The 15,512-nt window shown below is 28.6% G+C and carries 13 protein-coding genes; 3 read left to right on the forward strand and 10 right to left on the reverse strand.

Annotation, left to right across the window (positions count from 1 at the left end; all coding sequences use genetic code 11):
• The first annotated feature begins 43 nt into the window (after window positions 1–43).
• Complete coding sequence (locus DIC82_01695) at window positions 44–412, forward strand: MerR family transcriptional regulator (GenBank protein AWK49881.1); 369 nt, start codon at window positions 44–46, stop codon at window positions 410–412.
• A 72-nt stretch (window positions 413–484) separates the two neighbouring features.
• Here DIC82_01695 and DIC82_01700 read toward each other — a convergent pair whose 3' ends face one another.
• Together DIC82_01700 and DIC82_01705 are read right to left on the reverse strand one after the other, a co-directional pair.
• Entirely contained in the window at window positions 485–1,234 is a 750-nt protein-coding gene (locus DIC82_01700) for a DNA-binding response regulator (protein ID AWK49882.1), read from the reverse strand.
• A 24-nt stretch (window positions 1,235–1,258) separates the two neighbouring features.
• On the reverse strand, window positions 1,259–2,452 hold the full coding sequence (locus DIC82_01705) for a sensor histidine kinase (protein AWK49883.1): 1,194 nt from the start codon (window positions 2,450–2,452) through the stop codon (window positions 1,259–1,261).
• Between the two features lie 227 nt (window positions 2,453–2,679).
• On the opposite strand from DIC82_01705, the gene DIC82_01710 reads away from it, so the two are divergent.
• The gene (locus tag DIC82_01710; GenBank protein AWK49884.1) at window positions 2,680–4,476 is read left to right on the forward strand and encodes a carbon starvation protein A; all 1,797 of its coding nucleotides are present in this window, start codon (window positions 2,680–2,682) and stop codon (window positions 4,474–4,476) included.
• Between the two features lie 119 nt (window positions 4,477–4,595).
• Here DIC82_01710 and DIC82_01715 read toward each other — a convergent pair whose 3' ends face one another.
• The 4 genes from DIC82_01715 to DIC82_01730 all read right to left on the reverse strand — a co-directional run bounded on the left by DIC82_01715 (window position 4,596) and on the right by DIC82_01730 (window position 9,764).
• Entirely contained in the window at window positions 4,596–5,279 is a 684-nt protein-coding gene (locus DIC82_01715; protein AWK53012.1) for a peptidylprolyl isomerase, read from the reverse strand.
• Window positions 5,280–5,508: 229 nt separating this feature from the next.
• Window positions 5,509–7,977 carry a sensor domain-containing phosphodiesterase gene (locus DIC82_01720; GenBank protein AWK49885.1) on the reverse strand — a complete coding sequence of 823 codons (2,469 nt, stop codon included), beginning with the start codon at window positions 7,975–7,977 and terminating at the stop codon, window positions 5,509–5,511.
• Between the two features lie 264 nt (window positions 7,978–8,241).
• Window positions 8,242–8,721 (reverse strand): cyclic pyranopterin monophosphate synthase MoaC, encoded by a 480-nt coding sequence (gene moaC / locus DIC82_01725; GenBank protein ID AWK49886.1) that lies wholly within the window; start codon window positions 8,719–8,721, stop codon window positions 8,242–8,244.
• 20 nt (window positions 8,722–8,741) lie between these two features.
• The gene (locus tag DIC82_01730) at window positions 8,742–9,764 is read right to left on the reverse strand and encodes a molybdopterin-binding protein (GenBank protein AWK49887.1); all 1,023 of its coding nucleotides are present in this window, start codon (window positions 9,762–9,764) and stop codon (window positions 8,742–8,744) included.
• Between the two features lie 698 nt (window positions 9,765–10,462).
• Here DIC82_01730 and DIC82_01735 point away from each other — a divergent pair.
• A complete protein-coding gene (locus DIC82_01735; GenBank protein AWK49888.1) occupies window positions 10,463–11,137 on the forward strand; it encodes a hypothetical protein in 675 nt (224 codons plus the stop codon).
• 335 nt (window positions 11,138–11,472) lie between these two features.
• Here DIC82_01735 and DIC82_01740 read toward each other — a convergent pair whose 3' ends face one another.
• The 4 genes from DIC82_01740 to DIC82_01755 all read right to left on the reverse strand — a co-directional run bounded on the left by DIC82_01740 (window position 11,473) and on the right by DIC82_01755 (window position 15,457).
• Window positions 11,473–12,540 (reverse strand): xanthine dehydrogenase, encoded by a 1,068-nt coding sequence (locus DIC82_01740; GenBank protein AWK53013.1) that lies wholly within the window; start codon window positions 12,538–12,540, stop codon window positions 11,473–11,475.
• A 74-nt stretch (window positions 12,541–12,614) separates the two neighbouring features.
• Window positions 12,615–13,208, reverse strand: a complete 594-nt coding sequence (locus DIC82_01745; GenBank protein AWK53014.1) for a nucleotidyltransferase family protein — start codon at window positions 13,206–13,208, stop codon at window positions 12,615–12,617.
• Window positions 13,209–13,465: 257 nt separating this feature from the next.
• On the reverse strand, window positions 13,466–14,224 hold the full coding sequence (locus DIC82_01750; GenBank protein ID AWK49889.1) for a hypothetical protein: 759 nt from the start codon (window positions 14,222–14,224) through the stop codon (window positions 13,466–13,468).
• A gap of 81 nt (window positions 14,225–14,305) precedes the next feature.
• Window positions 14,306–15,457 (reverse strand): hypothetical protein, encoded by a 1,152-nt coding sequence (locus DIC82_01755; GenBank protein AWK49890.1) that lies wholly within the window; start codon window positions 15,455–15,457, stop codon window positions 14,306–14,308.
• Window positions 15,458–15,512 lie beyond the last annotated feature (55 nt).

The following is a 15,512-nucleotide window of genomic DNA, read 5'->3' on the forward strand; positions in this document are numbered from 1 at the left end:
TAATATAGAAAATATATTAAAGACTTGACGGAGGAAATATATAATGGGATACAGTATTGCTCAAGTAGCTGAAAAAACTCATTTAACTGCACATACTCTTAGATACTATGAGAAAGAAGGTTTATTACCTTTTATAGATCGTAGTGATTCTGGAAACAGAGATTTCAAAGATAAAGATTTAGAATGGCTTGAACTAATTTGTTGTTTGAAAAATACAGGTATGCCTATAAAGCAAATCAAAGAATTCATTCGATTATGCCTTAAAGGTGATGATACTCTTGATGTCCGTAGAGAAATATTTATAACCCATCGTGAAGAAGTTATAAATCAAATGGCTGAATTACAAAAGAATCTTGATAAGATCAATTGTAAGATTAATTATTATGATTGTGCTTGTAAAAAAAGTGTATAATTAATATTCAAAAATAACAGACAAAAAATTCTTGTCTGTTATTTTTGAATACACCTTAAGAATGTCCTTTTATTATAATCCTAAAACACCCTTAACATCCTTAACGTGTGATCTACTTACAGGTATTTCATTATCATCAATAATCAGTTTATAGGTTCCATTAAACCATGAATAAACTTCTTTAACTTTTTCAAGATTAACTATATAACTTCTATGGCATCTAAAAAAATTTGTTTTTTCTGCTAGCTCTTGCAATGTTTTTGTTGTACAATAAATATCTTTATTAGTCTTAACATAATTTTTTTCGCCTTCAGAATAACAGTAAGAAATTTTATTAACATCAATAAGAATTATTCTCCCATTATTTTCACAAGGAATCTTTTTTACAGTATGTTTATTGTCTAATTCATCTAATATATGAATAATTTGATTTTCATTTTTGATATGGATAGTACTCACTACACAATTTAGTGACTTTGTTATTCGTTTCTCATCATATGGCTTTAATATATAGTCATAAATTTTAAGTTCAAAAGCTTTTATTGCATAACTATCATATGCTGTTATAAAAATTAAAATTATATCTGGCAATATATTTTTTATTTCTTCTGCTAATTCTATACCATTTTTCCCTGGAATATTAATATCAATTAAAACAACATCTGGCTCTTCATTTTCTATTAACGTAACTGCACTTATACCATCATATGCTTGTCCTACAACTTTAAATCTATTATCCTTTGATATTATGTATTTTAATTCATCGCTAGAGATTTTTTCATCCTCAACTATTACTATTTTAATTTCATCTAGTGATTTCAAATTAATTCCCCCTTGCATAATTAATTATTTCTTTACATAAAAGCTAACACTACTTCCACTATTTGAACTCACTATATTTAAAGCATACTTTTCCCCATATAGTAATTTAAGTCTATTGTTAACATTTTTAAGCCCAATTCCAGTCGATAATGATTCATCTGCATTTTCAAATCCTACTCCATTATCACTAATTTCAATATGAACTTCATCTTCATTGTCCCTAACTGAAATTGTGACTATTCCACCATCAATTTTTTTTAATATACCATGTTTAATTGAATTTTCAACTATTGGTTGAAGTATAAGTATTGGAAATTTTACGCCTAGTAAATTATCATCTATTAAAAATTTAACTTCTAATCTATCTGAAAATCTAGCTTGTTCAATTGTCACATATGCTTTTATAAGATTCAATTCTTTTTCTAATGTAGAAAAATCTCCTTCTATTTCTAAAGTTGCTCTAAAATAATTAGAAAGATTTAATATAAGACTTTTTGCCTTTTCCCCATCACTTCTGCAGTATGCACCTATAACATTAAGCGAATTAAATAAGAAATGTGGTTCTATTTGTGCTTTTAAAGCTTTTAACTCTGCTATTTTATTTTCTTCCTTTAATTTAATCAAATTGACTTGTCCATCAACTAACCTCTTTGAACTTTCAATTACCATAACTATTAAAAATACCCCTATGGAATTTATAATTATCATAGATAATGCTATTGTTTTTTCAAGGTCTATTGCAGCATTTATATCTTTTGTGAATATTAAAATAATAATCATTTGAGTTATTTCTGCTACTACTGCTGCGAGTCCCGCAATTATTGGGTTTAAACCTCTTTTCTTAAATAATACTCTAAAATACCCTCCAATTAATCCTTCTACAACTGTTGATATTGCACAAGCTAATGCTGTAAATCCCCCTAATGAATATCTATGTACTCCACTTATGACTCCAACTATTAATCCAATAACAGGTCCACCTAAGTATCCTGCTACGATTGCTCCAATCGGTCTACTATTAGCTATTGATTGGTCTGTTATGTATATTCCAAAATAAGTTCCCAAAATAGAAAGCATTGAAAATAACACAATCATTATTATTTTGTCTTTCTTGTTATATTCATCCTTTACTAAATATTTCATAATATTAGTTTGTAATATTATATATGTAAATAGTATTATAAGTGACATTCTTTCTAGCATATTTATAGTTAACATATTATCACCAACCTTAATACCATTATAATATAAATTATACTAATATTTAATAAAATCTCAAATTCTACTTGATTTATATAAACTAAAATGTAAATTACCCTAATATTTTGTTAATTAAACCTTAAAATATGTTATTTAGCCTGCGAATTGTAGTTATTATAGTCTTCTCTGTGATAAATTATATACAAACAAGTAAACATTTACAACAATAAAAGGGGATGAAAATTATGAATTCTATTGTTTTAGTAATCGCTGGTATATTAGTTCTATCAATTGGCTACAGATTGTATGGTGCTTTTATTGCTGCTAAGGTTCTAGTTTTAGATGAGACTAGAAAAGTTCCTTCTGAAATATACAATGATGGAAAGGATTTTGTACCAACTAACAAATTAGTGTTACTCGGTCACCATTTTGCAGCTATTGCAGGTGCTGGTCCTCTTATCGGTCCAGTTTTAGCTGCTCAATTTGGTTACCTTCCTGGGGCACTTTGGATATTAATAGGTTCTGTATTAGCTGGTGCTGTACATGACATGGTAATGTTATTTGCATCAGTACGATTCAAAGGTGAATCTATAGCTGAAATTGCAGGTCATTGTTTAGGCAAGAAGGTTGGTTTAATAACTTCAATTTCTGTTACTTTTATACTTATAATTACAATGGCAGGTCTTGGCTTACCTATTGTTAATTCACTTTATAATAGTCCTTGGGGAACTTTCACAGTAGGTTCCACTATTCCAATAGCATTTTTAATAGGTATTTATTTGAAATTTATTAGACCTGGTAAAATTGGTGAAGGAACTGTACTAGGAATGGGGTTAATATTACTTGCAGTTGTCTTCGGTCCTAAAATTCAAGGCACAGCACTTGGAAATTTCTTAACTCTTGATATAAAGCAATTATCTGTAATATTAGTTGTATACGGGTTCTGTGCTGCTGCATTGCCTGTTTGGTTATTATTGTTACCTCGTGATTACTTAAGTACTTATATGAAACTTGGTGTAATTGGTGCTTTATGTGTTGGTATCATAATACTTCAACCAAAATTACAAATGCCAGCAATAACACAATTTGTTCATGGTGGTGGGCCAATTGTTAATGGTAAAGTATTCCCATTCTTATTTATAACAATAGCTTGTGGTGCATTATCTGGCTTCCATTCATTAATAAGTACTGGTACTACACCAAAGCTTATAGCAAATGAAAAAGATATTTTCCCAATCGGTTATGGTTCTATGTTAATTGAAGCATTTATATCTTTAATGGCATTAATCGCAGCTTGTTCATTACCTACAGCAGATTATTTTGCAATTAACTCTGCACCAGAAGTTTTTGCTAAAATGGGCTTAAACCCAGTAGATTTACCATGGCTTGAATCACTTGTTGGTGAAACATTATCTGGTAGAACTGGTGGTTCAGTTTCATTAGCTGTTGGTATGACATATGTATTCCATAGCATTCCTGGTATAGATAAAATAATGTCTTACTGGTATCACTTCTGTATAATGTTTGAAGCTCTATTCATATTAACAACTATAGATTCTGGTACAAGAATTGGAAGATATTTAATGCAAGATCTTTTTGGAGCAATATACAAACCTTTTAAAGAAAAAAACAGATTTAATCTTGTGTTCTTTAGTGCTTTAATGTCAGTTACTTGGGGAGCATTACTTTATAGTGGTAATATTTCAACAATTTGGCCACTATTCGGTGTAGCTAATCAATCTCTAGCAGCTATAGCATTTGCAATTGGTACATCAGTTCTTCTAGAATTGAATAAAAAGAAATATGTTTCTATAACAATAATACCTATGGCATTCATTGCAATAACTACAACTGTTGCTTCATTTGAAAATATATTTAGCAATTACATCCCAAATGGAAAAACTGCTTTAACTGTATTATCATTTGTTATAATGGCTATGTTAGCTGTACTATTATATGAATGTATTAAATCTTGGAAGAAAAATTGGAATAAAACTTTTAGTGGTGAACTAGAAGATTCCATTGAAGAAGCTATCTCATAAAATATAATAACTAAAAAGCTCCTTTAAAATGTAAAAATTTTAAAGGAGCTTTTAGTTTATTGTATTTTATGTTAAATCATATATGTGGAAAACATAATATAGATTTATCTTCAATTTTGTTATTTTTTATTTGGCTCTTTATAAGTTATCCCTTTTGTATCAACAGTAATTGATTTTATAACTACATCTTCCTTTGGTTTATCATTTGAAGCTGTTTTTACATTTTCAATCTTTTCTAATACATCTAATCCCGATATTACTTTACCAAATGCCGCATATTCTCCATCAAGATGTGATGCTTCCTTGGTCATTATAAAAAATTGGCTTCCAGCACTATTAGGATCTTGTGATCTTGCCATGGAAAGTACTCCTTTTATGTGCTTTAAGCTATTGGCAAATCCATTTGAAGTAAATTCACCTTCAATTGAATAACCTGGCCCACCAGTCCCATCGCCCTTTGGATCTCCACCTTGAATCATAAAGTCTTTAATTATTCTATGAAATTTTAGGTTATTATAAAAACCTTTATTAGATAAATCTATAAAATTATTAACAGTATTCGGAGCAATTTCTGGATATAGTTCAGCTTCTATAACTCCATATCCTTCCACGCTTATAGTCGCTAATGGTAATGATTTATTTGCTTCCGATGACTTTGTTTCACTACTTTCACTTGATGATTTATCATCATTTTCTACTGTTTTAGTTGTACTACTCTTTGAGGTTCCACACCCAACTAATACAAGCGAAGTCATTATTAACGTTACTAAAATTAGCTTTAAATATTTGTTTATGTTTTTCATTCTCATTCTTTTTCCACCTTATTGTAAATTTTATAGTTTAAGTATACCATAATTTTTTTATATTATTCATAGCTATTAATTTTAGACCTATCTACGCTATTTTTTGTAACTGAACAATAAATACAAAAAAAATCAGTAATCATTATGTTTATAGATAATGGTTTACTGGTCTTTTTTGAAGATTGTATTGTATGAAAACAAATATAACATATTTTGTTCTTCAGACAAATCATTCTATAATTTCTTTAGGCTCTGAAAAATAATATCCTTGTGAATAATCTATATTCAAATCTCTTATTTTATTATATATTTCTTCTTCTGATACAAATTCTGCAATAGTTTCTATTCCAAATTCTTTTGCAAATGCTACTATGGTTTTGGTAACTAACTCTGCTGATTTATCTTTATGTATATTTTTGATTATTGATCCATCTATCTTTATATAATCTACATTTAACTTCATTAGATAACTAAAATTTGAATACCCCGTTCCAAAATCATCAATAGCAATTTTAGAACCATATTTTTTTATATCTTTTATAAAGTCTGTAACTTCCTTGAAGTTTTCGATCCCTTCTGATTCTACTATTTCAAACACAACTTTTTTAGGGTTTTTAGCTTTTTTTAGTTTTTCTATAATTAATGTTCTAATTTCACTGCTTACTATATCTTGAAGAAGAAGATTTATAGATATTTCATAATCTGTGTTATATAAAACTTTAAAAGTTTTCTCTAACATTATTATTGTTAATTCTTTATATAATCCAGCCTTTTTAGCAATATCTAAGAAAAAATAAGGTTCTATAATTTTCCCATTTTCATCTATCATTCTTATTAACGCTTCAAATTTTTCAATCGTCCCCAAACTGTTATTAACTATAGGCTGAAAAAATGGTACAATCCTATTATCTGCTATAGCATCTCTAATTTTTTTAGTCCATATTATATTTTCTTTAATTCCTTCATATATATTTAAATCTTCTTTATATATTTGAAATAATCTTTTATTTTTTTTAGTATAATGTAATGCCATTTCAGCTTTTTCAAATAATAATTCTTCCGCTAATGCAAGTCCCATTGTTACTGTTATATAAATCTTAACATCTTCGTAAAAGAAACATTGATTGTTTATTACATTTTGTAAAAGTCTTATTTTTTCTATAAATTCTTCTTTTAATCCCATATTATCTGCTACAGCAAATATATCTGAACTTACCCTATAAGAATTCAAATTATTTTGGCGACAATACAAGCTAATTAATCTAGAAAGAGCTCTTAATACTGCATCTCCTACTGTATTTCCATAAAAATCATTTATATCATTAAATGACTTTATATCAATAATTGCAATTTTACAGTACTTTCCTTGTGATAAATCTAAAATTAATTTATTTCTATTCTCTAAGCCTGTTAGCTCATCTGTATAATATTGTTTTTCTAATGATTCTGTTTTTTCTTTAATCTTTTCTTCAAGCTTCAAATTTAAATCATTTAATTCTTCACCTGTAATTTTTATAAGATTAAATAATGCTAAATCTTCAGGACTGTAATATTCAAGTTCATCAGTTTTTTCTGTATCAATTTTTATTCTTGAACTTGCATCCTCTGAAAGTACTAATATTGTCATTGTTTCTGTGTAAAAAATGTTTTCATTATTAATATGATTAAATTCACCATATGTATAAAATCCACTTGTTGAAAAATCACCATTAATTGGTGCTATTTCTTCAGCTGCAATTTCATTAATGAATTTCTTTCTTGAATCACAAGAATATATGAATAAACTTTCTCCTGGATATTTTTTTATTTTGTCATATACACTTTTAGACCCCATTAAAATTTCTCTAAAATCACCATAGCCTATCCTTATTTTTTCCCCTACATCTATTTTTGATGTAACAATTATTTCGTTATTATTTACAGATTCTTTAACAGATATACCAATATATCTATTGTTGCGTTTTACCATTAAAGGAAACTTAGAGCCTATACGTTTAATTTGTTCACAATTATTTATGCCTAAATATTTACTGTAAAATTCTTGTGCTGGTATATTATCTATGGTTTTTATTACATTTCCTTCTGCCTCTGTTATTTTGTATTCCTTACCTATAGGCACCCTATTAAAGTTACTTTCATTATTTACGTACAAATCCTTACTTTTTAAAGCAGCAGCAACTACTGCATCTTTTTCCACACCATTTTCTGTAAAAACATATGTTTCATCTGTAGAATTGCTATTACCTGCAATTCCTCCCGATACCACAACTTTATTATCTATAGAATTTATTCCATCTAAAAAGTCTTGTCCATCAATGCTTGTGTCTGCAAAAGATATTATAGCTTTAGTATCTTGAGAAATTAATTTATGACCTATTTCTAAACCTTTATTAAAATCTGATATTTTTTCTTTAATTATGATAGTTTCAATTATTGTTTTTTCAAATACACTTATAGAAACTATGCATTCATTCTCAAGAATTTTACCATCAAGTAGTTCTCCTGCAGATGTAGCACCTAATATTTTGCATTGTGGGATTAATAATATCAAATTTTTTATTACTTCTTCTATAAACTCTTTTTTTCCTATTCCTGAAAATACTTGTACTAATATATTTCTATATTTTATTATATTATTATTACTTATATATTTCTTTAAAGTATCGTAATCCTTATATTTAATATTATAAGTTTTCATATTTCACCTCAATTATTAGTATATTTAATAATTTCTGTTATATATTTCATATATATATTTAATTGTATCATTTTTCAGTTCCCTAATCATTATATTTCTACATCATTTATCAAAATTTTCACTTTTATTTTAATGATTAATTTGTTTCATAAAAATCAATTATCGAATATATTTCTTTGTTAAATATTGATTATTTTTCCAATAAAAAAGATACAGTAAGTTTACTGCACCTTTACATCAAAAGTCATATAAGAGTCTTTGTTTTTATAACCCTTGCCTTTCAAATATACCTGATTTTCCTCCACTTTTTTTTACAAGCATAATATTATTTATAACCATTTCTCTATCAATAGACTTACACATATCATAAATAGTTAATGCTGCAGTAGATACTGCTGTAAGTGCTTCCATCTCAATACCAGTCTTTCCTACAGTATTAGTAATTGCTTTTATTTCAATTCTACTATTTTCAATGTCAATTCGAAAACTAATATCACAGCCAGATATCATTATAGGATGACACATTGGTATTATTTGAGGAGTATTTTTAGCACCCATTATCCCGGCTACCTGAGCCACAGCTAATACATCTCCTTTTGAAATAGTACCTTCTTTTACTCTTTCAATGGTTTCTCTTTTCATAGAAACATATCCAATTGCTATTGCTTCACGAGCAGTATCACTTTTTTCAGATACATCAACCATTTTAGCTCTTCCTTCTTCATTTATGTGGGTTAGTTCCATTACTTTAACCTCCTCTTTAATTACCATTTACCAAAACTGCAAGCTGGGAAAGTACACACTTCGCAATTAAGACACATGCCTCCATGTCCTAACTTTGTAATATCTTCTTTTTTTATTCTTTCTCCTGCTACGATTCTTGGAAGTATAAGATCAAATATTGTTCTCTTGCTATACATAACACATCCAGGAAGGCCAAGGACAGGTATGTCATTCTTGTATGCAATTAAAAACATTGCCCCCGGAAGTACAGGTGCTCCATAAGATATAATGTTTGCTCCAGCTTTCCTTATTCCTGCTGGGGTAACGTCATCGGGATCTACTGACATACCACCTGTAACAATAATCATTTCAACTCCAAGTACCAATAACTCCTCCACTGCATCCTTAATCATATCTACACTATCAGAAACGAAGATTTGCTTTATAACTTCACTTCCTATTTCAGTAATTTTATTTCTAACTACTGGCCCAAATTTATCTGTTATTCTACCTGTATAAACTTCACTGCCAGTTGTAATTATTCCAACTTTCATAATTTTTAATGGTTCTACCCAAATGATAGGTCCTTCTTCTTTACAAACCTTTTCAATTTGCTCAATTTTAACTTTGTCAATAACAAGAGGTATTACTCTCGTTCCAGCAACAACACAATCTTTTTTCACCAAAATATCTGTATGTAATGTAGCAATCATTGCTTCCTCTACTGTATTAATCTTTTCTAATGCAGTATAATTTACCTTTAATAATCCATTACATTTAGCTAATAAACTTACCTTTCCTTCCGAGGGATCAGTAAAAAGAATTTCTTTACCTGCTGCTGCCCGTGCCATCCTTTCTCCAGCTTCATTTTCATGAAGTATTCCTTCTTGAATTTCCCAAACATAAATGTTTCTTTTTCCCATATCTAACAACCGTGGTACATCTTCCTCAGTTATTATGTGACCTTTTTTAAATGCAACTCCTTTAAACTCCCCTGGAACTATTTGAGTTAAATCATGACATAATATCATGCCTACTGCATCTTCAACTAAAACAGACCTCATTTTGATTCCTCCCACTACTAGCAAATTCATTAATCTTAATTATATGCTATTTTTTTTATTAATTTTAAACTAGTATTCTCATTAAAATAAATTGTTTTTTACTTTAACTACTTTATTGTTAAAGTTAATTTAGAATTTTTATTAGTTCGATTTTATTTTATAATTTTTATATTTATTAACCTATAGTAATCTATAAGATAATTTACATGTTTCACAGAAATATAAATTAATTCTTTAATAAAAATGTAACAATCTCTTATTTAAAGGGTTTCATTACATTTTAATTATAACACCACCATTATTTTTTTACTAGTAATCATTACCACTTTATATATATTATGTGCAAACTCAATTTTAAAGAAAGATATTAAAAAAAGGGATTATACGTTTCAATTATAATCTCCTTGAGATTCATTTATTTGAACTGATAAATATACTAATGAGGGTTACAAAAAGCTTGGCCTTAAGGATGCTATTATAATAAAAACTTGTTTTTTACTAAAGATGTAATTTAACTTTCCCACAAGATAATTTATTCCATTTTAAATTTATAGCTCTGTTTTTAAACAAGCTTATTTTTTATATGATATAAATTGATATTAATAGACAAAAAATAAGTAAAGTACTTACAATTTTATAAATTCAATACTATAATATATATAATATATATTATATATTAATTAGGAAGGGTGATAAAAATGGAAGAAACATATAATTCATTTAACTATTGGCAAAACATTGTTACTGAACATAAAACACTTAAAAGTCATATGTTTATGCAAGAAGCACCAACCGAAAAGAGTATTTATTTTCATACACTTATTTTAGGAAAGAAAAATGGAATAGATAATTCATGGTCATACTTTCCAGACGTCAGAAGTTTAATTGGCTATATTCAGTATTCATTTTTACAAGAAGCCTTTTATAAATTGATATACGGACAAGAAAAAGTGATTACTAAAATTCCTGATTTGACAATTTATGAAATTGCTAATGAAGGTGCAAATTTTAAAAAAATAAGTACAAAAGCTTCGAATAATATGATAAATAATTATGAGTTTATAAAGGAACTAAAGGATGTGTCACACTATAAAGTTGAAGATAAATTAAAAGAATTTATTTACGAATTCAACAAAATGTGGTTAGGAAGCGATAAAGGATTTATATATATGAAAATTTTTGATACGCCAGAAGAATTAGGTGAGTTTGTAATTTCATCTGCATTAACAACCAATACAAAAGAGGAACTAGAAAATATATTGGGCATGACAATAAGTGAATGGAGAGATGTTTGCAAATTTTCAACTGAAGATTTAGTTAAAGGTGAAATATTAAAAACAGTTTTGCTAAAAAAATTAGAAAATATATATTAATATGCAAAAAAGAAAACGTTTTTATAAGCACATAACTATCTATTATACTAATCTTTTTTAATTCAGCATGTGTATTTTCATATCATTAAAAAACTAATATCAATTTCACTTATAGAAAAGTGTAAAGCACAGCCAAGATCTTTTCACCAACAAAAACAGCGTGAAACGCAATCAAGAACTTTCAATAAATAAGGATGCCTCAAAATGATTTTTTAATCATCTGAGACATCCTATTAATTTAAGCTTTTACTTATTATTTTTCTCATTTTTAAGCATTCCTATAACTATTTTTTCAGCTGTTATAGGCAATCTCCTAAATTGAATTTTCAACTCCCCTAAATTACTTCAATTAGTACTTCCATAGTTCCACCACATGCCATACCTTCAGATTCAGCCACATCACCAGTCATGTCAACTTGCTGTATATAAAAGCCTTTTTCTCTCATAATTTCTCTTGCCTTTTGCAATACACCGGATTCACTGCATCCCCCGCCTATAGTTCCGATAGTTCTGCCGTCAGGATAAGTCAACATTTTAGCTCCTGCTTTTCTAGGAACTGATCCCTTAGAGGACAATATAGTTATAAGCGCTTTAGAACCCGATGATTTTTTAGATATATTTTCTAATATTTCTGTATCAAACTCCGCAATAGGGTCGCTTTTACCAAACTTACTCATAGAACCCTTATTTTTAAAGCTTATAAGCTGTGCTACTATAGAAATAGCTATTTCATCTGGAGTGATAGCGTATATATCTATACCTATTGGAGCATTAACTAATTCCAGCTTTTCTTTAGAAAATCCCTCCTCTAATAACTCACTTCTCATAGCATTTACTCTGCGCCTAGAACCTATCATTCCAACATAGCTAAGGTCATGATTTAAGACTTGACGTAAAACAATTCCATCATATCTATGGCCTCTTGTTATGATAACTACATAATCAGACCTTTCTAAGTTAATTAAATCAAATGATTTTTCAAAGCTTTCACAAATAACTTTTTCTGCTTCAGGGAATCGCACTGTATTAGCAAAGGAAGGTCTATCATCCGTAACTATAACAGAAAAACCTACTCTTGATGCAAATTCTGATAGAGGTTTCGCTATGTGACCACCACCAAAAACAATTAAACGTGGTTTAGGGATGAACGGTTCAATTACAATAGTCTTATTTTCTTCTATATCAACTGATTCAAGTTTCCCATTGCCTAGGCAACTACATATTTTTTCGTAAATATAATCATTAAGTGAAAGAGACCTTTTTTCTATATCTTCCTTTGTTAAAATAACTTTTCTGACAATAGAACCTTGTCTCGCACTATGCAAATCAAGATAAGTTAACATTACGCATTGATTACATTTGTTAACTTCAATTAATATTTGTTTATATATGTCTTCAAACATTTTTTCACCTTCCACTATAAATATTCTCTTAATAAATTAACGCATTGTACTAAAGAATAATTAACTATCAATGCTTAATTTCCTGTTAGTAATCTATCATTGATAATTGACAATTCATCTCTAGTATCAATATCCATCAGTTCTACTTCATGCATAATAGTAACTCTTTCTAAATCATCAAGGTGTCTTTTTATAATGGATTTTCCACCAACATCACCTTCTAAATTCAATAATTCATTTTTATACTTTTTAGAAAATATAGTTGGATTACCAAAATTGCCTTCATGCTCAACACAAGCCATTCCCTTATTACTTTCTATAAATCTATAAGTTAATGTTTCTATACTCACTAATGATATAAAGGGTTGGTCACATACCATAAACATATATGCATCTGCTTCCATATCACTTTTTATTCCAAGTTTAATGGAATGAGATATTCCTAATTCGCTATTTTGGTTCATAACAACTTGAATAGGTCCTTCTATTAAAGCCGTTTTAATTTCTTCATATTGAGTAACTAAAATTATTTTATTAAAGTTTAGTTTCAAACTTTTTTCTACCACATTCATATACATTTGTTTGCCATTAACCGTAGTTAATAATTTATTACCTTGAAATCTATTACTATTTCCTGCTGCTAGTAAAATTAAATTTATCTTCATTATATTAGTTTTCAATTATACATCCTAATTTATCACCTAGCTAACTACTACTAATACACCATTGATACGTTCAGCTAAGATTCACCTGATTCTTGTATAATTCCTTTCATCTTTTTTTATCTGATGGCTAGCATCCGTAACACTTCCATTTCTTCAAGTGGTAGATTACGGATGCACGTGCCTAAATAAGTTTTTCTAAGCTTCCTATACAGAAAATTATACCCATATTAAGAAAATTTCACCCGAAGCTAAGAATCACTTTATTTAACTTTTCTATATCCAATAGTAGCTGCGCCAATTGCACCTGCATATTGACTTAAAGCATTAGTAAATACTTTTTTATTAAGATAACTTTCAAGGGTTATTCTAAAAGCTTCAGAAGACGCAAGTCCGCCACTAAAGAATATATCCCCTTGTAAATTTAACTTTTGAGCAAAATTAGCTGTTCTCCTGCAAATTGAATGTATTATTCCAAGAGCAATGTCGCCTCTGTCAACATCTTTTGCAAGTAGACTAATAATTTCACTTTCTGCAAAAACAGTACACATACTAGATATGTTTACTGGGGTTCTATCTTTCACAAATTCATCAATGTTAGTAATATCTTCATCTAAAATCCTCATCATAACTTCAACAAATCTACCAGTTCCAGCAGCACATTTATCATTCATAAGAAAATCTACCACATTTAATGAGTTATCTAATAAAATAGCTTTAGAATCCTGTCCACCTATATCTATAACTCCTCTGGTGCTACGGTTTAGGAAAACTGCTCCTTGAGCATGACAAGTTATTTCAGTAACAATTTTATCAGCTTCTTCTAATAAATTTCTACCATATCCTGTAGCTATAGTATATTTTACATCCTCAGAATAAAGTTCATTATAGATTTTATAAATGCTTTCCTTAGGTTTTGCTGCTGTTTTTATAATCATAGTTTTAACAATTGTTTTACCATCAAATAGTACACCCTTTGTAGTTGTTGAACCAGAATCAATTCCCAAAGTATATTTACTCATAATTTACCACCTTATATTCTTTTTCAAATCCATTGTGGATTGCTCACAGGGTACTCTAAAGGGCATAAATTCTGCATTAGCTTAAAGCATCTCTATAAATGCTGCCATCCTAGTATTTAATTGACCAATATCATTTGTAGAAAAGTCAGTTTCAACACTCATATAAGGTTTATTTTTTTCATTATTTACAAATCTTTTAATTGATAAAGTTTCCACGCTATATGTATGGCAAGCTGTTAATATTACATCAACTACAGCATCTACCTTGTATTCATCAATCATTTTATTAAGGAGTTTAATTCTATTAGTATTAGGACTCATGCAAGAACATCCAATAGCTAAATATTTACGAGAAAGAGCATCATAAACATCAGGATTTTCTTCATCTACTAATTCATCAACAGCTTTTGCAACACTACAATTTTCAAAAGCAACTACATATGCACCATTATCTTCGATTGCCTTAATAACTTTTTCAGTAGCACCTCCAATAGGGCAACCAGTAATTAATATACGAGGTTTAGATTCATATTTCTTTTCAGCTTCATATTCAGAATTAATCTTTTCAATTAATTCATCCATTTGCTGTGGAATTTGTTCTTTATCAAAACTAAATGTTGTTCCATTTATAACCTTAAACAAATCCTGCCCTAATATTGCAACTGGCTCTAATTTACCTAATTCATAAAATTTCTTTAGTGCTTTACGTTCATTATTTTTTATTTTAATTGCTTTTCTTATATCATCTTCTGTTATTTTTACATTAAACATATCTTCCAAAGTTGATTTTAATTTAATAATTTCATTTTTCCATAATTCAAGTCCTGCTTCACTTTGAGAATTTGGAAGTTCCATAACATGTACTGGTTTAAACTCCGAAAGATATTCATACATTTTCTTTTTGCCATCACAAGTTGTTTCTCCAACAATTAAATCTGAAAAGAAAAAGAAAGGACATTTATCAGTTTTAGCAAAACCATAACTAGATTTAATTAAAGGGCATAAGTTACGTGGAAGATCTTGCTCAGCATCAGCAATAGTTTCATCTGATGTTGAACACAATGAAACAGTAGCAGCCCCCATAGCTAATGCTATTTCTTGTGGAAAGTAAGTGCAAAATACACCGATTAGAGGTATATTCTTATCTTTAAGTTCTTTAGCTTTAATAAAGGCATTTCTTCTGCCTTCAGCGAATTCTTCAAATATTTCCGGTAATTTTTTTTGTAATTTCATGATAACCTCCACTATTTATCTTATTTATATTTATTAAATCACTAAGGGAAAATGA

The organism is Clostridium beijerinckii (genome assembly GCA_003129525.1).
Taxonomy (GTDB): Bacteria; Bacillota; Clostridia; order Clostridiales; family Clostridiaceae; genus Clostridium; species Clostridium beijerinckii_D.